This is a genomic window from Paenibacillus sp. J31R120 (assembly GCF_056269225.1).
The window spans coordinates 719,679-740,085 of the sequence record NZ_JBWDNN010000001.1; the positions used below are offsets into that span (position 1 = coordinate 719,679).

General features: G+C 53.8%; 18 protein-coding genes. 14 read left to right on the forward strand and 4 right to left on the reverse strand.

Annotated elements, in window-relative coordinates:
• Nucleotides 1-19: 19 nt before the first annotated feature.
• Together ftsW and AC0YNW_RS03245 are read right to left on the reverse strand one after the other, a co-directional pair.
• Entirely contained in the window at nt 20-1,180 is a 1,161-nt protein-coding gene (ftsW, locus tag AC0YNW_RS03240) for a putative lipid II flippase FtsW (protein WP_475830727.1), read from the reverse strand.
• A 10-nt stretch (nt 1,181-1,190) separates the two neighbouring features.
• Nucleotides 1,191-1,535 carry a YugN family protein gene (locus tag AC0YNW_RS03245; RefSeq protein ID WP_475830728.1) on the reverse strand — a complete coding sequence of 115 codons (345 nt, stop codon included), beginning with the start codon at nt 1,533-1,535 and terminating at the stop codon, nt 1,191-1,193.
• 288 nt (nt 1,536-1,823) lie between these two features.
• On the opposite strand from AC0YNW_RS03245, the gene AC0YNW_RS03250 reads away from it, so the two are divergent.
• Entirely contained in the window at nt 1,824-2,969 is a 1,146-nt protein-coding gene (locus AC0YNW_RS03250; RefSeq protein WP_475831259.1) for a M20 metallopeptidase family protein, read from the forward strand.
• Nucleotides 2,970-2,995: 26 nt separating this feature from the next.
• Here the strand turns inward: AC0YNW_RS03250 and AC0YNW_RS03255 are convergent, their stop codons facing one another.
• Nucleotides 2,996-3,847: a thermonuclease family protein gene (locus AC0YNW_RS03255; RefSeq protein WP_475830729.1), complete on the reverse strand. Its 852-nt coding sequence runs from the start codon at nt 3,845-3,847 to the stop codon at nt 2,996-2,998.
• A gap of 173 nt (nt 3,848-4,020) precedes the next feature.
• Here AC0YNW_RS03255 and AC0YNW_RS03260 point away from each other — a divergent pair, with 173 nt between their 5' ends.
• From AC0YNW_RS03260 to AC0YNW_RS03295, 8 genes are all read left to right on the forward strand, one after another.
• Nucleotides 4,021-5,724 carry a DNA repair helicase XPB gene (locus AC0YNW_RS03260; RefSeq protein WP_475830730.1) on the forward strand — a complete coding sequence of 568 codons (1,704 nt, stop codon included), beginning with the start codon at nt 4,021-4,023 and terminating at the stop codon, nt 5,722-5,724.
• A complete protein-coding gene (locus AC0YNW_RS03265; RefSeq protein ID WP_475830731.1) occupies nt 5,721-7,733 on the forward strand; it encodes a helicase-associated domain-containing protein in 2,013 nt (670 codons plus the stop codon). Before AC0YNW_RS03260 ends, AC0YNW_RS03265 begins: the two co-directional genes overlap by 4 nt.
• A gap of 73 nt (nt 7,734-7,806) precedes the next feature.
• Nucleotides 7,807-8,295, forward strand: a complete 489-nt coding sequence (locus AC0YNW_RS03270; RefSeq protein ID WP_475830732.1) for a YlbF/YmcA family competence regulator — start codon at nt 7,807-7,809, stop codon at nt 8,293-8,295.
• Nucleotides 8,296-8,344: 49 nt separating this feature from the next.
• The gene (locus AC0YNW_RS03275) at nt 8,345-8,608 is read left to right on the forward strand and encodes a YlbG family protein (RefSeq protein WP_387474462.1); all 264 of its coding nucleotides are present in this window, start codon (nt 8,345-8,347) and stop codon (nt 8,606-8,608) included.
• Between the two features lie 197 nt (nt 8,609-8,805).
• A complete protein-coding gene (locus AC0YNW_RS03280; RefSeq protein ID WP_387474464.1) occupies nt 8,806-9,243 on the forward strand; it encodes a hypothetical protein in 438 nt (145 codons plus the stop codon).
• A gap of 152 nt (nt 9,244-9,395) precedes the next feature.
• Nucleotides 9,396-10,307: a selenium metabolism-associated LysR family transcriptional regulator gene (locus tag AC0YNW_RS03285; RefSeq protein WP_387474466.1), complete on the forward strand. Its 912-nt coding sequence runs from the start codon at nt 9,396-9,398 to the stop codon at nt 10,305-10,307.
• The gene (locus AC0YNW_RS03290) at nt 10,298-11,155 is read left to right on the forward strand and encodes a PHP domain-containing protein (RefSeq protein ID WP_475830733.1); all 858 of its coding nucleotides are present in this window, start codon (nt 10,298-10,300) and stop codon (nt 11,153-11,155) included. The genes AC0YNW_RS03285 and AC0YNW_RS03290 overlap by 10 nt, the downstream gene beginning before the upstream one ends.
• A 165-nt stretch (nt 11,156-11,320) precedes the next feature.
• The gene (locus AC0YNW_RS03295; protein ID WP_387474469.1) at nt 11,321-11,644 is read left to right on the forward strand and encodes a DeoR family transcriptional regulator; all 324 of its coding nucleotides are present in this window, start codon (nt 11,321-11,323) and stop codon (nt 11,642-11,644) included.
• A 112-nt stretch (nt 11,645-11,756) separates the two neighbouring features.
• On the opposite strand, the gene AC0YNW_RS03300 is transcribed toward AC0YNW_RS03295, so the two are convergent.
• A complete protein-coding gene (locus tag AC0YNW_RS03300) occupies nt 11,757-13,511 on the reverse strand; it encodes an Rqc2 family fibronectin-binding protein (RefSeq protein WP_475830734.1) in 1,755 nt (584 codons plus the stop codon).
• Nucleotides 13,512-13,665: 154 nt separating this feature from the next.
• On the opposite strand from AC0YNW_RS03300, the gene AC0YNW_RS03305 reads away from it, so the two are divergent.
• The 5 genes from AC0YNW_RS03305 (at nt 13,666) to gmk (ending at nt 20,392) form a co-directional block, all read left to right on the forward strand.
• The gene (locus AC0YNW_RS03305; protein WP_475830735.1) at nt 13,666-16,449 is read left to right on the forward strand and encodes a calcium-translocating P-type ATPase, SERCA-type; all 2,784 of its coding nucleotides are present in this window, start codon (nt 13,666-13,668) and stop codon (nt 16,447-16,449) included.
• A 118-nt stretch (nt 16,450-16,567) separates the two neighbouring features.
• The gene (gene dapF, locus AC0YNW_RS03310; protein WP_475830736.1) at nt 16,568-17,398 is read left to right on the forward strand and encodes a diaminopimelate epimerase; all 831 of its coding nucleotides are present in this window, start codon (nt 16,568-16,570) and stop codon (nt 17,396-17,398) included.
• Between the two features lie 84 nt (nt 17,399-17,482).
• Nucleotides 17,483-19,288: a bifunctional homocysteine S-methyltransferase/methylenetetrahydrofolate reductase gene (locus tag AC0YNW_RS03315; RefSeq protein WP_387475331.1), complete on the forward strand. Its 1,806-nt coding sequence runs from the start codon at nt 17,483-17,485 to the stop codon at nt 19,286-19,288.
• 212 nt (nt 19,289-19,500) lie between these two features.
• On the forward strand, nt 19,501-19,761 hold the full coding sequence (remA, locus tag AC0YNW_RS03320; RefSeq protein ID WP_005548256.1) for an extracellular matrix/biofilm regulator RemA: 261 nt from the start codon (nt 19,501-19,503) through the stop codon (nt 19,759-19,761).
• 19 nt (nt 19,762-19,780) lie between these two features.
• Nucleotides 19,781-20,392: a guanylate kinase gene (gene gmk / locus AC0YNW_RS03325; protein ID WP_387474485.1), complete on the forward strand. Its 612-nt coding sequence runs from the start codon at nt 19,781-19,783 to the stop codon at nt 20,390-20,392.
• Nucleotides 20,393-20,407 lie beyond the last annotated feature (15 nt).

A 20,407-nucleotide genomic window follows, 5' to 3' on the forward strand; every position in this document is an offset into this window, starting at 1 on the left:
GTGCCGTATTTTTGTTGAATTAGTGTTTAACCTTTTCCGGCCGATTGTACTCTCTGGATATGCTGAGCAAGACGCCCATGCACATGAGACAGACAAGCAGCGATGATCCGCCGTAGCTGATGAAGGGGAGCGTAACGCCAGTAAGCGGTATCGTTGCCGTAACGCCTCCAATATTGATAAAGGCTTGTACGGCGAACAAGCTTACAATGCCAACTCCGACCACCGTGCCGTATAGATCCGGGCATCTGAGAGCTACAATTAGCCCTCGCCAGAGGAACAGCAGGTAGAAGAGCAGGAAGATGGCGCTCCCGATAAATCCGAGCTCTTCCGCGATGACCGCAAAGATAAAGTCATTATAGGGATAAGTCAAATAATGCAGCTTCTGTACGCTTTCCCCAAAGCCCGCTCCGGTTAGCCCGCCGTGGCTCATCGCTTGCAGCGAGGAGATCAACTGGAAGGCGCCGTCCTGGGAGTTGGATATGGGGTCCATGTAAGAGGTGAATCGCGCGACCCGGTATTGCCACGGATCCGGATTGATCGCCATAGAGATGCTGACCATCACCGTTACAGCAAGTATCGCGAGCGTCGCTGCAAGAAACACATGCTTCAGATTGGAGCCTCCGGCCAAAATCATAATCGAAGCGCAAGCGGCCAGAATCATGCAGGAGCCCAGATCGGGCTGGAGCATGATAAGTCCGCAAATCAGGCAGACCACGATAATGACAGGAAGCAGGCCTTTTTTGAAGTCACGGAACTTCTCGCCCTTCTTCGTAATCAGCGCGCCCAGATACAAAATAATGGCCAGCTTCGCAGGTTCGGTAGGCTGAATGCCCCGTGATCCGACGCCGAACCAGCTCTTCGCGCCGTTGATCTCAACACCGATGAAAGGAACGAGTACGAGCATGATCAGCACGGGCAGAAAGAGAAGCATATACGCTTTCTTGAACACCTGGTAACGTAGATTCATCATGAAGAACATGATGAATATGCCGAATACGGCCCAAGCAAGCTGAAGCTTGGTGAAATAAAAGGCGTCGTTACCGTATCTGGGCGATACGACAGCGACGCCGGAGCTGGCGCTAAACACCATGACGAGCCCGAAGCCAACCATCAGCAGCGTCATGATGAGAAGCAGGAAGTCCGGCCTTCCACGACTGACGTTCTGCGAGGCCTTCTTCATAGAAGCCCCGTTACACGAGCTGTTGCTTTAACTGCCCGAGTCGTTGTGTAGCCGTCTCCAGGATATGCTTTGGAATCGGCGATTCGTATTCCATTCCGTGAGGGAACGTAGACCGGCCGATGTATACGGCTTCAATATGAAGTACGGCGTGGGGATTCTCAAGCTTGCCTTCAACCGCGCGTGTATTCATGCGAAGGAAGTATTCGCTGCCGCTCGTGCGGTCTGTCAATTTCAAATCATATGTAGCGCGATAATATTCCCATTGCCAACGCACAAAGCCGACTTTCTCAGCGGCTTCGTCCAAATGGCCAAGTTCGCTCTGAACGCCATTCAAACCGGAGTTTTCAATAATCATTTCAGTTCCTCCCAAATTCACAAGACATAGTTGTACATTCTTTTCTCATGATAGTATGTTTCCCCAGTCAGCGCAAGCCTTACTCCTAATCGTCAAGGCAAAGTTTCGTGACATTTTTGAGAACGAAGACCTCGCATTGTGCCATTATACGGGCTAGGCTCCACAAAGCAACGGGCATCTGATACACTATACCAAACAGGAAATGACGATCATGCAAATAGATAGGAGGTTTGCGATTTGCGGCTAGAATCGATTGCGGAGAAATGGCTAAGCGAACGTTATCCGGACATGGTTCGCTGGCGCAGGCATCTCCATCAGCATCCTGAATTGTCATTCAGGGAGAAGGAAACCTCGCACTGGATCGCGGACCGATTGGAAGAGCTGGGCTGCAAGGTGCGGAGAAACGTAGGCGGCCATGGCTTGATTGCAACGATTAAGGGAGAGCTGCCTGGCCCGGCCGTCGCCCTGCGGGCGGATATCGACGGTCTACCGATTCAGGATGAAAAGGAATGCGAATACGCTTCCAAGGTGCCGGGTGTCATGCATGCTTGCGGGCATGACGGTCATACGGCGGCTTTGCTGGCTGTTGCGGACTTCTACAGCAGGAGTCGAGAGCTCTTGGCGGGGGAGCGGAGGCTCTTGTTCCAGCCGGCTGAGGAAGTGACACCAGGCGGAGCGATCGAGATGATCAAGGACGGTGCGCTTGAAGGGATCGACGTCATCTACGGCGTTCATCTGTGGACGCCGCTCCCGTATGGCAGCGCAGCAAGCCGTCCAGGTCCATTCATGAGCTCAGCCGACGAGTTCATAATCGATATCGAAGGCAAGGGCGGCCATGGCGGCCTGCCGCATGGAACGATTGATGCGATTGTGGCGGGTTCGGCGCTTGTCCAAGGCGTTCAGTCGATCGTCAGCCGCAATGTCAATCCGCTGCATCCGGCGGTCGTCACAATCGGCTCCTTCCAGGCAGGGACGACCAACAATGTCATTGCGGAGCGCTGCCAGCTGAAGGGCACAGTGCGTGCTTTCGACGAAGGGACCCGATTCATGATTCATGACCGGCTGGAATCGCTCGTACGGCATACGTGCGAGATGTACGGCGCCAAACATGCTTATCATATGCGCGTGGGTTATCCTCCTGTTGTGAATGATGAGACAGAGGCGGAGCGCTTTTTCAAGATTGCAAGGCCGATCTTTGGAGACGAGCAAGTCCTAGAAGCAGAGGCCATTACGGTAGCCGAGGACTTCTCCTATTATTTGAACCAGAAGCCGGGCTGCTTCATGTTCGTGGGCGCCGGCAATCCGGAACTCGGCGCGGTATATTCGCATCATCATCCCAAATTCGATATGGACGAGAGGGCTATGCTGAATTCGGCAAGATTGCTGATTGGTATGGCCGAGGGATACGCCAGCGATTATCCAGACAAAAAATGAGCTTGCCGCTTTGCGGAGGAGGACGATTATTCGTCCTCCCACAAGGCGACAAGCTCATTGTTTTCATTATATAGCTCCGCAGGATCGGGCTCCGTATTGTTCCACACATTATCGACTTCCCATAAGAGAACGAGTGAGTCCTTGTCCTTGACATGGCTTTCTCCGGAAGAGACCAGCAGCTTGCTCTGCGCAGGCAATTCAATTTCCGGGAACGTATACGTCTGATTGCCTCGCACGCTCACGAGCTTCCAGCCATCCATATCGATAGGCAGTCTCGTCGTATTCGTAATGGTAACCAGCTCTCCCCGCTTATCCACTTCAATGACAAGTCCCATATGATACGACTTCTGAACCGATATTTCCGCTTGGCTTGTCTCCTTGCCGGAGCTCCAGAGCCCTACTTTGTTCTGCTTCGCGGTTTGTTCCAGCTGCTTGTATACATTCTCCATCTTCACATTAGGCTCTACGATAAGCACCTTGGCCAGTCCTTCCTGAAGCAGAAGCTCGTTCAGAATGCGGCCGTCCTTCAGCTCGACAATGGCAAGTGTCCGGTCATAGCGGTCCTTGTTTTCCTTATCGAATGTAAGCTTGACCTCGCCGGATTCCTTCAGCAGCTCCTCCGTGAAAGCGGAGGCTTCAGGCCCGTATGCCTGTACCGGTGTATTCGCCTTTTTGGTCTCGGGCGTATCAATATAAAGCATACGAATCGTGTTGTTCGTATCTCCGACTTTGATTTTGAACGTATCGCCGTCTACGTAACCGGATACCGGATACCATGTATCCGATTTCACATTTTTGTCCGCAGATATGGAAATGGCAGAGCAGCCTGCCAGCATGATGGAGAGCATCAGAAGTAGCAATTGCAATGAACGTCTCATAGAAGTATAGCCTCCAGCTCCGTTTAAAAGGTTGCATTCAAATAAATCCTTTTCTACTATACCACAGATTGGCCTTAATAATCGATGAAGGAAAAGCAGGTTACAGGGATAAAATCCTACGGAAACTTTCATACTGTGGAGAGAGAAAGCGCAAAATGGGAGGCGGATGCCCGTTGAAAACCGAAGGAGCAATCATTGTACAGTCCGACTTGACTGTATTGCTGGATGAAAGAAGTCTATCCGCACATGCTGCTCGCGAGCAGCTTCACCGGTTCGCAGAGGCGCGCAAACGGGCGGGCACCATCCATACCTATCGCATCACGCCGATGACGTTATGGCATGCCCTTGATGAAGGATGGACCGGGGAGCAGGTAGTCGAGGCGTTAAAGACGCATGCCAAATACGATGTGCCTCTTCAAGCGGAGGGGTTCATTCGGCTGTGGGCAAGTCGTTACGGGAAGCTAAGGCTGTATGCCGAAGATGCGGCGCTGTTATTGAACGGCGATGCCGACATACTGGAGTCGCTAGGGCGGATTCCATGCGTAATGGCTTGGGTGCAGACGGTCAGAAGCCCGGAAATATGGCAGCTGGCGCCGGATTGCCGTGGACTGCTGAAGCAGGAACTGGCCAAGCAGGGATATCCCGTTATGGATCAGGCCGGCTATCATGCGGGCGAGTCCCTGTCTCTCCGTTTGAGAGAGCAGACTGTAAGGGGGACTGCATTCGCCTTGCGAGATTATCAGGAGCGGGCTGTAGGCTCCTTCATCCAGGACGGCGCAGCAAGAGGCGGGAGCGGCGTTGTTGTGCTCCCTTGCGGAACAGGGAAGACGGTTGTCGGCATAGCGGCGCTTGCCCGGCTTGGCACCGCGACGCTCATTCTGACCTCCAGTCGCACCTCGGCTGAGCAATGGAGGGAAGAATTATTAGATAAGACGACGCTTGCGCCAGACAGCGTCGGACTGTACAACGGGAAGGTCAAGGAAGTGAAGCCGGTGACCATCGCGACGTATCAGCTGCTGACCCGCCGCAAGTCCAAGGCTGGAGACTTTACCCATATGGGGCTGTTCAACGAAAGAGATTGGGGGCTCATCATCTACGACGAAGTACATCTTCTGCCGGCCCCTGTATTCCGCATGACCGCATCCATTCAGGCAACGCGCCGCTTGGGACTCACGGCTACACTTGTGCGCGAGGATGGATGCGCGGAGGATGTCTATTCCTTGATCGGGCCCAAGCAATACGATATGCAATGGAAGGAAGCGGAGAAGGGAGCTTATATCGCATCGGTCAGCTGCGCTGAAATCCGGATACCGCTGGATGCCTCCCAGCATCACAGCTATTCGGCGGCTGCGGCGCGCAGCCGGCTGCGCATCGCAGCGGAGAATCCCGGCAAGCTGCCCGTCGTTAGAGAGCTGCTGGAGCGTTACCGGGACAAGCAGACGCTAGTCATCGGCCAATACCTGGGCCAGCTTCGCAAGGTAGCCAGTGAGCTAGGAGCCCCGCTCTTGACCGGTGAGACGCCGCATGAGGAGCGGCTGCGGCTGTATGATCAATTCAGGAGCGGAAGTATAAATGTGCTGGTCGTATCCAAGGTGGCTAATTTGGCTATCGATCTGCCGGATGCCTCAGTGGCGATTCAGCTGTCGGGCAGCTTCGGCTCCAGACAGGAGGAAGCCCAGCGTGTCGGACGGCTGCTCAGGCCGAAGCAGGGTGATAATCGGGCATGGTTTTATACGCTGGTAACGGAAGGGACGAAGGAAACAGAATTTGCTCTTAAGCGGCAGCTGTTCCTGCTGGAGCAAGGGTATGAATACATGCAACTGTCGGGGGCGGAAGCCTGCGGCAGTGGATTGCGATCGGAGGCGGCTAACGGATGAACCTGGCACAAGCAAGCGTCAAACTATCGGATGAACGCATGAAGCAATTTGCAAGATCGGCTGTATGGGTGGAAGCCTCTGCGCAAGAAATGTCCTGGCGAGAAGCCATGCTGGACAGACGTGCAGTGAATGCGGCGTCGAACCGTCTGTCTTCGCTTGCCAAGGAATCGCTGGTTTCCTTGATATTGCGATTTGGAGCTGCGCCGGTTGAGGAAGAACGGCTTTTGGCCGAACTTCGGGAGCATACGATACTTTCGGGGGCGGAGGCCCGTATGGGGTTAAGCCAGCTTCAGGAAGCAGGCATCGTACTCTTCGCAGCCAAAATGTGGGGGGATCGGAGCTGCTTCATACCGTTAGACTCTTTCATGATCTGGCAGCAAAGTCTATTCCCTTGCCCATGGGCGGGATCGGCAGCCCCCGTTCAGCCGCTGATGGATGGCTCCGGCGGTTTTCTCGGCGTGAAGGAGCCGTTTGGCCGCAGAGTGTTGTACATGCTGGCAGCACTAATGAAGTCAGAGACGGCCTTCACGTCCAAGGGCGTTTTGTCCAAAAAAACGCTCCAGCGTCTGCAGGCTGCGCTGGAGCTGGAGGAGGGGCCTCTCAAAGCTCTTTCATGGCGTGTTGCGCGCGGAGAGAGCTACCCTGTCCCGGTTGCCGTTGGCTTGGCTGCTGCCGCCGCGCTCGGATTGCAGAGACGGGAAGAGAAGGGTATCAACGTTGATCAGGAAAGGCTGCAGAGCTGGTGCGCTATGAGCGATTGCGAACGGGAGCAAGGGTTGTTTCATTGGATTTGCGGATATTTGCTGAGAGGCTCCAGAGAAGATGCGCATATTGGCTCTGCATTGGCAAACGCTCCATCAGGCGAGTGGCTCTCAGCGAGCGAAGTGGCGGAATGGGGTACGTTATTAATAGAGAGAAGCGGGATAGTTGATGTGAATGGCTCCATGTGGAATCAGGTTGAGCGCTGGCTGTTTCTCATGCAGGAGCTAGGCTGGATGGAGCTGGCCGAGCGGCAGCACCCAAGCAAAGGGGCAGAGCTTATGTTCCGCCGGCGCGGCTTCTCGTCTGTTCTGGAGGGCCAGCTCATCCTGCAGCCGACCGGAGAGCTGCTTGCTGCGCCGGGAAGCTCCTTCGGGATGAGATGGGAGCTGGAATTGATTGCGGAGCGAATCCACCGTGAAGAGCCGGTCTTGTATCGATTGACGGCTGCCTCCGTCGCTGCGGCATTGGAGCAGGGACGAACCAAGGAAGGGATCGCCAGCTTTTTGAGGGAGGCCAGCAGAGAGCAGGAATTGCCAGTGCAGCTCAGGTCGATGCTGGATCAATGGGCGATTCGAGCTTGCCGGTATACATTCGAGCAGGCTACACTTCTGCGATGCGATACGGCCGAGCTGGCGGAGGAAGCGATGAAGCTGTCCGGAGCTGCCCCGGATCTGCTCGTTCGAATCAGCGAAAAGAATTTTATCATACATCCCTCTGCGGTTGGCGAGATCAGGCTGCTTCTGAATAAGGCGGGATATCCGCCTCGCAAGAGAATCATTGAATCATTTGAGGACAAGTGTGCGGTTTATCCTGATCTGACTGGTCTCGGCACAGAGCTTCAGTCCTATCCGGAATTTGCCGCTGACCGGTACTTTGAGTCCGGCGAGTGGCTCTATGAATCGATGTCATTGCGGCATTACGAACTGGAGCAGGCGATGGAAGCCAAAGCTGTTAAACTTCTTTCGGGACTAGATCAGGTACCCGCTGCATGGTGGCGACAGCTGCGCAGCTACCACACCTCTACACGAAAAGAGCTGATGCAGCAGGCTGTTGCTATGGAAACGGCCGTACAGCTTAAGCTGGAGGGGCAATTGCGGCATTTCATACCGGAGCAGATCGACCTTCGCGGCGAACAATGGTCCGTTACAGGCAAGCTGGTTGACGACAATCAATCGGAGCGAAGCCGCCTGACTCCCGATATGTGGGAAGAGATGAAGCTGATGCTGCCAAGCGGTGTAATCCTTTAACCTCCTCTTTCTATTGGCTTAGGGGCTATGATATGATAAATTAATAGCAAGCGAATTGAAAAGAGGTGGATCAATGCCTGTTGCCGAATCATGGACAGCTCAGTCGGAGCAAGAAGATGGCGTCAGATCTTCGCTCGATATGGCGTCGCTGCTTTTGTCCGCTTACGAGCTGGGGGACTGGATTAATCAATCGGCGGAAGTGTCCGATTATTTATATTGGAAGTCGGTAGTGAATGAGAACGATGAAGTGAAGAGCTTGCAGATCAAATTCGCCAAGGCGAAGGAGCTGTTTGAGGAATGCCAGCGCTTCGGACGTTTCCATCCGAATTACCACGAAGCGAAAGACAAGGTAAAGGAAATTGAGAAGCAGCTTGCGGACCTGGAATGCGTTAGCAAATTCAAGGCGTCCGAGCAAGCTGTGGACGATATGCTGTATGAGGTATCCCGCATGATTGCGGAGTCGGTATCCGATACGATCAAGGTGCCGGGTAACGAGAGGAACAAGGGAGGCGGTTGCGGCAGCGGCGGATCATGCGGCTGCGGCAGCGGCGGGTGCGGATAACTAGCCGCACCATGAAAGCTTCGGGAGGTTATGGAGGAGGAGCAAGCTGATGTTACCGGATCGAACGGGGTTTATCGTATGGGTGAGCGATTTGAAGGCAGCTAGGGCTTTGGAGCGGTTCGGGACGATTCACTTCATGTCGCGGAAGCTTCATTATGTCGTGCTGTATATGAATGCCGACAAGACAGAGGAATCCTTGAAGCAGATGAGCCGTTTGTCCTTCGTGCGGAAGGTAGAGCGTTCCTACCGCACCGAGATTCCAACGGAGTACAGCAAGGAGAACGAAGATAAAACAAGATTTTACAGCCTGTAATTCGGGAATACAGCAGAAGTAACCGCTTCTTGGCGCATAATTAGCGCTGAGAGGCGGTTTTTTTATGTGCTAATTTACATATTAAGACATATATGGCCTGAGTTTATTTTATTGTTGAAAAATCGGACAATCATGGTAGAATGGAAGTAAATAAATAGGATAAAAGCCCTGGTTCCTTGGAAGGAGTAGGTTGCGAGATGAAGGATAAAATGACGAGAAGATGGAGTACCTATGAGTCGTTTTATGTCGAACTTGGCGACAAAAAGGTGGTTGACGTCATTATTACTAACCATGCCAAAAGTCGCTGGCTAGATCGGATCGAGAGCGAAAAGACCGGATACGAAGATATTGCCGAGTATTTGTGGGAATGCTTGAAGAAGGGCCGGATCGTACCTTACTATCGCAATGAGCAGGATGTTTATTTAATTGACGAGGATCTCGTGTTTGTCGCGGAATTCGCGGATTCGCTTACGGAGCTTGATTTGCTGGGCAACCCGCTCCATAAGATGATCATCGTTACCTTCCTGGGCAGAATGTCGGAGACCATTGAGCTTCGAGACCTAAAGTCCTATTATTCCTGGCTGAGGCATTCCAGAAGAATGACGCTTGTGAAAAACAGCCGGAAACGCAAATGACGATTTGCTTTTCAAAAAATAATCGGTACATAATACAAATATTGGAATTAGGACGCGATCCACAGGGTCGCGTTTCTTCATTTTCCCATAATCATGTCGCTTCTTTCAGGGACACTAGTATATAATAAGGCCAAAGAAAGGACGGATTGCATATGGCGCTTAACTTTCATCAATTGCATATATTTTATACCGTTGCAGAGCGCGGAAGCTTCTCCGCCGCAGCGCAAGCCCTTCATATGACCCAGCCTGCGGTTACGATGCAGGTACAGTCGCTTGAGGATTATTTTGGCACAAAGCTGCTGCTTCGCTCTACGAAGAGGATCGATCTGACGGAAGCCGGGAGGGCGCTTTTGCCTTACGCGAAAAACAGCATTGATCTGATTCGGGACACGGATCAAGCGATGTCTACTTTTACCAAGCAATTGAAGGGACGCTTGCAGCTCGGCTCTAGTCTGACGATCGGCGAATATGTGCTGCCTCGTCTGCTGGGGCCTTTCGGCCAGGAATATCCCCATATCTCCATAAGCATGAAAGTGATGAATACCGCACAGATTATGGAAGATATTTTGAACCATCAATTGAACTTCGGGCTGATCGAAGCGCCCGTCAATCATCCCGATATGCATATGGAAGCGGTCATGAGCGACGAGCTGATGCTTGTTGTTCCAAGCGGCCATCCATTGGCCGAGAACAAGTCCGTCACGCTTGCTGAGGCGATGCAATATGCTTTTGTCCTGCGCGAGCAAGGTTCAGGCACCCGACTCGTGATGGAAGAGCAGCTAAAGAAGAAGAAAATCGACCCGGCTTCCATGAAGATCGTGATGGAGCTTGGCAGTACGGGGGCGGTGAAATCCGCGGTGGAAGCGGGGCTCGGCATCTCCTTTCTGTCGGCGTCTTCGGTGAAGCATGAGGTTGCCTTAGGGCTGATCAAGGTCGTCAAGGTGTCGGATACCAAGTTCTTGAGGCATTTTTATTCCATCTATCTAAAATCTGCTTTACTTCCGATCTCAGCTGTCACCTTCTTGACTTTCCTGAGAGAGAGGGATCTTCAGCAATGGCTGTAACAGGCAGAGCAGACCTGCATGCCCACACCACGGCCTCGGACGGCATGTATGCGCCCGCGGAAGTCGTCAGAAGAGCGAAGCTTGCGGGATTGTCCGCTATCGCGATTACGGATCATGACACGGTTGCCGGCGTAGAAGAAGCAATAGCGGAGGGTGATAGAATCGGCATGATGGTCATACCGGGAGTGGAGATTAGTACGGTCACTGACCATACAGATATCCATGTGCTGGCTTATTATACCGATAACGCGGATCCCATCTGGCAGGACAGGCTTGCATGGATCGGAAGCGCCCGCGACCGGCGCAATGACGAGATGCTCCATAAGCTGCAAGAGCTTGGTATTGACATCTCCATAGAGGATGTTCGCGAAGCAGCTAAAGGCAATAAGGGGAGCATCGGTCGTCCGCATATTGCGGAGGCGTTAATCCGGAAGGGTGTCGTCGCCGATATGAAGGAAGCGTTCGCGCGTTATCTGGGCTCGGGAGCGGCAGCTTATGTACAAGTGCAGAGCGTCACGACGACCGAGGCGCTGAGCTGGATTCGCGAGGCGGGAGGCGTTAGCGTGATTGCCCATCCGGGACTGTACGGACGGGACGAGCTGCTAGACCGCTGGGCAGCAGAAGGCGCCCACGGCATAGAAGCGTTCCACTCTGATCATAGTGCGGAGGACGCGGAGCGATACCAGACATTCGCGGCGAGCCATGAGCTTATCGTTACGGGAGGCTCAGACTTTCACGGTGAACGGGAAGGCGAGAGCTACCATGGGCCGCTCGGGAGCAGCGGGGTAGAGCTTATCGTTGTGGAGCAGCTTCGACGTATGGCGGCGAGCATGAGCTCTTCCAATTGATTCATCCATCCCTATCGCTCTCTGAATAATCTGCATGGGAAACTTGCCTCCAACCCCTTTATCGCCATGAATACGTTTCCAATTTATAGAATTTGTTCTACTTGATTCCATATATGAGTATGGATGTTAATGTAACAAATTTATATAAATATTGGAGGGAAATTCATGCCACAGGAATTGGTAACAAGCATCAGATCGGAGAAAGCGCCGTTAAGCGGACAAAAGCATCGTTCAAGCGGAAATTTCAGTACGGAGGTTCTTCCACCCGGAACCAAGCGATTAAGATGGGAAGTGGAAGGTGGAGGAGTAGACCAGTATGACATCACTTTCGATGTGAAACGGGATGTATCAGCAGGTACGGACCCCACTGAATTGGATGATGTCATTAGCGGGAATACATCGAAGGTCATCTCGGCAAGATCGCTTTATATTGCCAATCCAAGCGGTGCACAGACTTCTTTCCTGGTAAAAGTGTACGCTATCTATTAAGAGTGGCGGAATATTGAGGTCACCATAAATCATACACCCCCTGGAATTTCATGGATTGGGCTTGTCAGCCGATCCATGATCATTCAGGGGGTGTTTATTATGGGGTGAACCTTTATTTCACTACGGATGGCAGCGCTTTGAGACGATTGGTGTCAGGTGTGATGAACAGCGTCTTCTGATGGTCATAAATAACAAAGCCTGGCTTCGCTCCGCTTGGCTTCCGAACATGCCGGATGAAGGTATAGTCGACCGGAACCATGCTTGAATCCTTGGCTTGGCTGTAATGAGCGGCAAGCATCGCCGCTTCCTCCAGCGTAGCATCCCCGAAGTCTCCTCCCCGGATGACGACATGGGAGCCCGGTATATCCTTCGTATGCAGCCATGTATCCGTAGGAGAAGCTAGCCGGTTGGTCAAATATTCGTTTTGCATATTGTTTTTCCCGACGTAGATCGGGACGTTCTCCGAGGAAGTATAGCAAAGCAGCGACGGATGCTGCGCCTTCTTCCGCTTCGGTCCCCGCGTCTTGCGTTCGCGGAGGTAGCCTTGCTGGACAAGCTCCTCCCGAATTTCTTCAATATCGGACAGTGCCGCGTCGTTGAGCTGCTGAATCAGCGTCTCGAAGTAAGTAATCTCAGCTTCCGCCAATTTCATCTGCTGTGCGACGACCGTCAAGCTGTTGCGGTATTTCGTATATCGCCGGAAGTAGCGCTGGGCGTTCTCTGACGGCGTCAGCTGCGGGTCCAGCGCAATCTTGACCGTCGCCTGATCCTCGTCATAGAAGTTGACCAGCTCGATCGACTCCTCGCCTCGATTGAACTGATGCATATAGGCGGTCAGAAGCTCGCCAAGCACTCTGTACTTTTCGGCGTCTTTCGCTTCTTCCAGCGCATCTTCCAGCTTTTTGATTTTGGACGTATTTTTGCTCTTCTCGTTCTGAACGAAGCGGATCAGATCCGCTGCACGCTGCTTCACGGTATCCCGTTCGGCCTTATCACCGTAGAAGGCCTCCAGACATTCGCTGACAGAGCCGAAGGTGACGCTTGTCCCATGGATATGGGAAAGCTGCGTCACGGAGAAGCTAGCTTTGCCGCTCGCTGTATCGGTGACGATAACAGGCTCATATCGGTTCTCGCGAAAGGCGCCCATTAATGCGGAGAAGCTGCTCCATAACGGAGGAATCGCGGCTGCCTCTTCCGAGCTTTGGGTTTTGGCTCGGTTGACGATTTCCTTTGCCAGAAGCGGGCTGAGTCCGCTGAAGGCGCCGACTAGCGACTGGTGGAGCGGGATGGGTGCTTCCTCAACAGACTGGGTCAGCAATGCTCGGAATTGATCCTCATCTGCGACGGCTAGCGGATCGCTTTTGCCTTGATCCGGCGGCGAGGCATAGGCTACGCCCGGCATGACGATCCGGAAGGAGCTGATGGCAGGCGTGACGTGGTGAATGCCGTCATGGATGGCGCCGGTGGCCGTGTCGATCAGGATGATGTTGCTGTGCCGGCCCATGATTTCAATGACAATCGTTTTGAAATTCAGATCACCCAGCTCGTCCCGCTGCCGGATATCGATATGGATGATGCGCTCTCGCCCGATCTGCCGAACAGATTCAATAACGCCGCCTTCGCAATGCTTGCGCATGAGCATGCAGAACATGGGTGCTTCCAGCGGGTTGACGTATGTTGCCGAAGTGAAGTGTGTTCTAGGATAAGTAGGATTCGCAGACAACAGAAGCTTCGAATTCAGTCCTCCTCCGCGCACGGACAATACGAGGTCATGCTCGGTGGGCTGATGAATTTTATGAATACGCGCGCCGACGCAGCGCTGCAGCTCTGCGGCGACCGCTCCGACGACCATGCCGTCTAATGCCATAATTAGTGTACCTCTCTTTTACAGTATGACTCTATCATGCCATATTCGGGACAAAAACTTAAGCCTCTCTGGGATATTTTATAGGCTGTCCGAATACATTTAGCGTAAGTATGGGCTGTCCGCTGGAACGGCAACCAACGGGAGGGAATCATGGATGGAACAGTTGAAATGGCATCAGATGGGGACAAGCGAGCTTCTTGAAGCGCTCGGCAGCTCGCAAGATGGCGGTCTTAAGCCATCTGCAGCTGTGGAGAGGCTCGAAAAGCACGGACACAATGAGCTGTCGGAAGGAGAGCGAATCTCGCCGATTGTGCTTTTCCTGAATCAGTTCAAAGATTTCATGGTGCTCGTTCTGATGGGCGCCACCTTAATATCGGGATTGCTTGGCGAATACCTGGACGCCATTACGATTGTGGCCATTATTGTTTTGAATGCGGTCCTTGGCTTCTTGCAGGAATTCAGGGCAGAGCGCTCGCTTCGGGCGCTCAAGGAGCTGTCGGCGCCCTCGGCCAAGGTCATTCGGGGCGGCGAGCTGGTTACAGTAGCGGCCAAGGATCTGGTGAACGGGGATATCGTCTATCTTGAAAGCGGGGACCGCGTGCCTGCGGATCTCCGGTTTATCGAAGCCAATAGCTGCTACATCGAGGAATCGGCTTTAACAGGAGAATCCGTTCCGGTCGGGAAGCATGCTGCGGTCATTGGGGATGAGGATCTGCCGCTCGGCGACCAGCGGAATATCGGATTTATGGGCACGATGGTTACGCGCGGCACAGCCAGAGGCGTCGTCGTTCGGACGGGCATGGCGACGGAGATGGGCAAGATTGCCGGTCTGATCCAAGCAACGGAGTCGATGGAGACGCCGCTGCAGCACCGGCTGGAACAGCTCGGCAAGCTGCTTATCGTCGTAGCGATCGGCTTGACGGTTATGGTCGTAGTGGCAGGCATCCTGCACGGCCAGCCGGCATACGGCATGTTTCTCGCAGGCGTCAGCCTCGCGGTGGCGGCTATACCGGAGGGCTTGCCTGCTATTGTGACGATCGCGCTGGCGCTAGGCGTCCAGCGGATGATCAAGCGCAAAGCGATCGTTCGCAAGCTTCCTTCGGTGGAGACGCTCGGCTGCGCTTCCGTCATCTGTTCGGACAAAACAGGGACGCTGACGCAGAATAAGATGACGGTCACTCATGTCTGGATTGGCGGCCGCAAGCTGGAGGTCAGCGGCGAAGGCTATGATCCGACGGGAGCTATCTATGAAGACGGCAAAGCGCTTGATCTCAAAAATGACCAGTCCATCAAACGGCTCTTGCAAATTAGCGCTCTCTGCAACAACGCATTGCTTGTCAGGTCGGAGCCGGCGGAGCAGAAGCGCCGCAAGAGCAAGGAGCCGCAGCCGGAGTGGACGCTGAAAGGCGATCCGACAGAGGGCGCGCTTGCGGTGCTGGCGACCAAGCTGGGCTCGTCGGCCAAGTCGCTGGAGGCGCTCTACCAGCGGGTCAAGGAGTTTCCGTTCGATTCGGAGCGGAAGCGGATGTCGGTGCTGCTCTCCCATCAAGGCGGACGACTCCTCTGCACCAAAGGAGCGCCGGATATGCTGATGGAGCAATGCGCCTACGTCCTGTGGGAGGGCAAGGTTGTTCCATTCACCAACACGCTGAAGCGGAAATGCGCGGAGGCGGGAGAAGTAATGGCGCAGTCCGCGCTTCGCGTGCTTGGCTTCGCTTATCGGGATTTGCGGTCCACGGAGCGGTGTGAGACGGAAGAAGAGGCAGAAAACAATCTGATCTTCGTAGGGTTGGCCGGCATGATCGATCCGCCGCGCCGCGAAGTGAAGGATGCGATTGCGACTTGCCGCAGAGCCGGAATTAAGACAGTCATGATTACGGGGGATCATCAGTTGACGGCGGAAGCGATCGCCAGTCAGCTCGGCATTATGCCTCGCGGCGGCATCGCAATGAGCGGAAGGCAGCTGGAGGGGATGGACGACGAGCAGCTTGATCGACTGGTCGACAATACGTACGTCTATGCGCGCGTATCCCCGGAGCATAAGCTGCGTATCGTCAAAGCGCTTCAGCGCAAAGGGCATGTCGTGGCGATGACGGGCGACGGAGTCAACGACGCGCCTGCAATCAAGGCTGCGGATATCGGCATCTCCATGGGGATAACCGGAACTGATGTATCGAAGGAGGCGTCCGCGCTTGTTTTAAGCGACGACAACTTCTCGACGATCGTAGCGGCGATTGAAGAAGGCAGAGGCATCTACGAGAATATCCGGAAGTTCATTCGTTATCTGCTTGCCTCCAATGTAGGTGAAATACTGGTCATGTTCCTTGCCATGATGGCAGGCTTACCGCTCCCGCTCGTACCCATCCAGATTTTATGGGTGAATTTGGTTACGGACGGCCTTCCGGCGATGGCGCTTGGCGTAGACCAGGCGGAGAAGGATCTGATGCAGCAGAAGCCGCGTTCGGCGAAAGAGAATATTTTTGCCCGCAGGCTGGGGTGGAAAATTATTAGCCGGGGAGTGCTGATCGGCATCTGTACGCTTGGCGCCTTCTGGATTACGCTGCGAGAAGGTGCGGGTACGGCCGACGGCTTGATGAAAGCCCAGACCGTCGCGTTCGCGACACTCGTCATGGCACAGCTGATCCATGTGTTCGATTGCCGGAGCTCACGCTCGATTTTCCATCGCAATCCGTTCCAGAACAAATATTTGGTGCTGGCGGTTCTCTCTTCGCTGCTGCTTATGCTCGGCGTTCTATATATTGAAGCGCTGCAGCCGATCTTCAAGACGGTACCGATCGGCCTCCGCGAATGGTGCCTCGTATTCGTAGCCGCGGGAATTCCGACTTTTGTAATGGGTATTGGCAGCGTGCTAGGCAAATCCGGCAAAACAAAGACGAATTCCAAATGGCCGCTAGGTCCGCAAACCGCTGCCAGATAACGTGGAAAAGTGCAAATGTTGATGCAAATTATGAATAGCGTTTCTCTCTCCTTTGCGGTATGCTAATAGGAATGATGATAGATTAGCATACATTGGGGCTATAAGGAGAGATCGATAGATGAACTTCACGAAAATGCATGGTCTTGGCAATGATTTTATCATTGTCGCGGGAGAGAAGGCGCTGCCTGATAATGTAGCGGGGCTGGCAGAATCGCTCTGCAACCGGTTCTTCGGCATCGGCGCAGACGGACTGGTCTATATTCTTCCTTCGGAGAACGCAGACTTTCGTATGCGGATTATCAATTCCGATGGTTCCGAAGCGGAGCAATGCGGTAACGCGATCCGCTGCGTGGCGAAGTACGTCTATGACAACGGATTGACGAATCAGGAAGAGATTACGGTCGAGACACTTGGTGCGGGCGTACAGAAGGTGCAGCTGACCATCAATGGCGGCAAAGTGCAAACCGTGCGTGTCGATATGGGCGAGCCGATTCTGGCCGGTCTGCAAGTGCCGACTACCGTAGACGCAGATCGCGTCATTGAGCATCCGATTGAAGTGGATGGCCGCAAGTTTGCTTTCACGGCTGTATCGATGGGCAATCCGCACTGCGTCATCTATGTGGATGACGCAGTCGGTTTCGATCTGGAGACGTGGGGACCGAAGTTGGAGACGCATCCGATGTTCCCGCGCAAAATCAACGTTGAATTTGTAACGGTCAATTCGCGTTCGCAAGCGGACATGCGTGTATGGGAGCGCGGCGCAGGACCGACGCTTGCATGCGGCACAGGAGCATGCGCTACGCTTGTCGCATCCGTGCTGACAGGAGCGACAGATCGTACGGCAACGATCTCCCTGAAGGGTGGAGACTTGCTGATCGAATGGAACGAGAGCGATAATCACGTCTATATGACAGGGCCTGCCGCGGAAGTATTCCGCGGAGTGTTGTAGGTGGCTGCTATGGGGGCGGAACAATTGAGAAGACCGAATCTGCGGGAAGCGCTGGCAGAGCGCATCCTGGTCGGCGACGGAGCCATGGGAACCTATCTTTATCAGATGGGGTTCCCTGTCGGCGTTTCCTATGAAGAATTCAATGTACTGAAGCCTGAAGTCATCGAAAGCGTGCACCGCCATTATTATGAAGCGGGCGCAAGGCTGATCGAGACGAACACCTACTCGGCCAACCTGGAGAAGCTGTCAAGGCACGGGCTGGAGGGCGAGATGGAGGCCATTAACCGCGCAGGGGTACGAATTGCCCGCTCAGCGGTTGGTGCGGATGCTTATGTCGTGGGATCGATAGGCTCGATTCGCGACGGCAAGCGGAAGAACCTGAGGACCAAGCGCGTGGTGGGCGCTTATGAGAAGCAGATGAAGATACTTGTCGAGGAAGGCGTCGACGGATTGCTGTTCGAGACGTTCTATGATCTGGAAGAGATGAAGCTTGCGGTTCGCATTGCACGCGAGCTGACGGATATTCCGATTATTTGCCAGTTTGCTGTAGAAGACGCCGGACGTACAGCGGACGGGATTACGCTGGCGGACGCATTCAACCAGCTGCAGATGTTAGGCGCCGATGTGGTCGGCTTCAATTGCCGCAGCGGTCCTAACGGCATTATGCGTTCGATGGACTCTATCAACGCGCCGGTTGCTTTGCCGTTCTCCGTCTACCCGAATGCCGGTATCCCGGATTATGTAGACGGCAAATATACGTATTCCGCCGGACCGGAATACTTCGCGGAATGCGCCCGTAAGTTTGCAGACCGCGGCGCCCGCATTATCGGCGGCTGCTGTGGCACAACGCCGGAGCATGTGGCTGCCATGGCGGCTTCACTTGCGAATTATGTTCCTCAGCCTGGAGCGGCCGCCGCGGCGAAGCGCCAGTCGGAGCTTGTCCGCGAGAATGCGCCGAAGCCGGCTGAACAAGCTTCCTACGGGGATATCCATCAAGAGCCGACTTTGGTTGATCTGGTGAAGGAGCGCCATACAGTGATCGTCGAGCTTGACCCGCCGCGCGATCTCGATATCCGCAAGTTTATGGAGGGCGCAGCGGCGCTGAGAGAAGCGAAGGCAGACGCCGTGACGATGGCGGACAATTCGCTGGCCGTGACGCGCATGAGCAACATTGCGCTTGCTGCGCTGCTGCAAGAGCGGCTCGATATTCGTCCGCTTGTCCATATCGCGGCACGCGATCGCAATCTGATCGGCACACAGTCGCATATGATGGGGCTGGACGCGCTTGGCATCGATCACGTGCTCGCAGTTACGGGCGATCCTGCCAGATTCGGCGACTTGCCGGATTCCAGCTCAGTGTACGATCTGACGTCCTTCGAGATGATCCGGATGATCAAGCAGCTCAATGATGGCGTAGCCTTCTCCGGCAAGCCGCTGAAGCAGAAAGCGAAGTTTGTCGTGGGCGCAGCCTTCAATCCGAACGTCAAGCATCTGGACAAAGCGGTTCAGCGCCTTGAGCGGAAGATCGCTTCCGGCGCGGATTACATTATGACGCAGCCTGTCTACGATACGGGACTGATCGAGAGAATCGCAGAATCGACCAAACATCTCAGCGTGCCTGTCTTTATCGGCATTATGCCGCTTGCGAACGGACGGAATGCGGAATATTTGCATAACGAAGTTCCAGGCATTCAGCTGTCGGATGACGTTCGCGCCCGCATGGCAGGATTGGAAGGTCCGGCAGGCCGAGCTGAAGGCGTGCAGATCGGCAAGGAACTGCTGGATTGCGCTTTGCAGCACTTTAATGGCATTTATCTCATTACACCATTTATGTTCTATGACATGGCTGTACAACTCACTCAATACGTATGGGAAAAAACAAAACGCTAGCTCAAAATCATCCAAAAAATGGATGTCACCTAACTTTTGCTTGTTCCAAGGGAAGAAATCAATTAGAATAAGGCATAAGTTGGAGCGGACGGCAGTAGACGAACGTATGCTCATTCATTTTTTCGTCAACAATAGAGCAATGGTCTGTCGTTTTTTGGAAATCGGCACCTATCATTGCGCATAGAAGGACCGTAGGCGGAGGGGGACCTGGCTTGGCTATTAAGCTCATTAATATCGGATTCGGGAATATTGTATCTGCGAATCGCATTATCTCGATCGTGAGCCCGGAATCGGCTCCAATCAAGCGAATCATTCAAGAAGCACGGGATCGCCATATGCTGATCGACGCGACATACGGCCGCCGGACTCGCGCGGTTATTATTACGGACAGCGATCATGTGATCTTATCTGCGGTTCAACCGGAGACGGTTGCCCATCGATTATCCACCAAGGATGACGATAACGACGAATAGTACGGGGAGTATGGAACAAATGGGATTGTTGATTGTTTTGTCCGGTCCTGCCGGAGTGGGAAAAGGAACGGTATGCACTGCGCTTCGCGCAAGAATGCCGGAGATTGTCTATTCCGTATCGGCCACAACCAGGCAACCGAGACAGGGCGAGGTTGAAGGCGTTAATTACTTTTTCAAGTCTAGAGAGCAATTCCAGGATATGATCGCACGTGACGCGCTGCTTGAACACGCAGAATATGTGGGCAATTATTACGGGACTCCCCGTGATTTTGTCGACCGTACGCTTGCGGGGGGCAAGGATGTCATTCTGGAGATTGAAGTGCAGGGAGCGCTCAAGGTGAAGAAAAACTTCCCGGAAGCGATTTTTATATTCCTGCTGCCGCCGTCGCTAGATGTGCTTAAGCAGCGGATTACGGGGCGCGGTACGGAGACGCAGGATATCATCGATACCCGTATGAATGTCGCCGTTGAGGAAATGAACCTCCTTAGCCATTATGATTATGCCGTTATTAATGATGAGATAGATGCGGCTTGCGATCGGATTCGCAGTATTGTGATCGCCGAGCATTGCCGCAGGGAACGCTTCATGCCTTATGTAACGGGAATGAAGACCACAATCGAGAAAGCCTGAGTGAGGAGAATGTCT

Excerpts from the sequence above, each read along its gene's own strand:
- ftsW (WP_475830727.1), bottom strand. The coding sequence starts at position 1,180 with ATGAAGAAGGCCTCGCAGAACGTCAGTCGTGGAAGGCCGGACTTCCTG.
- AC0YNW_RS03245 (WP_475830728.1), bottom strand. The coding sequence starts at position 1,535 with ATGATTATTGAAAACTCCGGTTTGAATGGCGTTCAGAGCGAACTTGGC.
- AC0YNW_RS03250 (WP_475831259.1), top strand. The coding sequence starts at position 1,824 with ATGGTTCGCTGGCGCAGGCATCTCCATCAGCATCCTGAATTGTCATTC.
- AC0YNW_RS03255 (WP_475830729.1), bottom strand. The coding sequence starts at position 3,847 with ATGAGACGTTCATTGCAATTGCTACTTCTGATGCTCTCCATCATGCTG.
- AC0YNW_RS03265 (WP_475830731.1), top strand. The coding sequence starts at position 5,721 with ATGAACCTGGCACAAGCAAGCGTCAAACTATCGGATGAACGCATGAAG.
- AC0YNW_RS03270 (WP_475830732.1), top strand. The coding sequence starts at position 7,807 with ATGCCTGTTGCCGAATCATGGACAGCTCAGTCGGAGCAAGAAGATGGC.
- AC0YNW_RS03275 (WP_387474462.1), top strand. The coding sequence starts at position 8,345 with ATGTTACCGGATCGAACGGGGTTTATCGTATGGGTGAGCGATTTGAAG.
- AC0YNW_RS03280 (WP_387474464.1), top strand. The coding sequence starts at position 8,806 with ATGAAGGATAAAATGACGAGAAGATGGAGTACCTATGAGTCGTTTTAT.
- AC0YNW_RS03285 (WP_387474466.1), top strand. The coding sequence starts at position 9,396 with ATGGCGCTTAACTTTCATCAATTGCATATATTTTATACCGTTGCAGAG.
- AC0YNW_RS03290 (WP_475830733.1), top strand. The coding sequence starts at position 10,298 with ATGGCTGTAACAGGCAGAGCAGACCTGCATGCCCACACCACGGCCTCG.
- AC0YNW_RS03295 (WP_387474469.1), top strand. The coding sequence starts at position 11,321 with ATGCCACAGGAATTGGTAACAAGCATCAGATCGGAGAAAGCGCCGTTA.
- AC0YNW_RS03300 (WP_475830734.1), bottom strand. The coding sequence starts at position 13,511 with ATGGCATTAGACGGCATGGTCGTCGGAGCGGTCGCCGCAGAGCTGCAG.
- AC0YNW_RS03305 (WP_475830735.1), top strand. The coding sequence starts at position 13,666 with ATGGAACAGTTGAAATGGCATCAGATGGGGACAAGCGAGCTTCTTGAA.
- dapF (WP_475830736.1), top strand. The coding sequence starts at position 16,568 with ATGAACTTCACGAAAATGCATGGTCTTGGCAATGATTTTATCATTGTC.
- AC0YNW_RS03315 (WP_387475331.1), top strand. The coding sequence starts at position 17,483 with ATGGGAACCTATCTTTATCAGATGGGGTTCCCTGTCGGCGTTTCCTAT.
- gmk (WP_387474485.1), top strand. The coding sequence starts at position 19,781 with ATGGGATTGTTGATTGTTTTGTCCGGTCCTGCCGGAGTGGGAAAAGGA.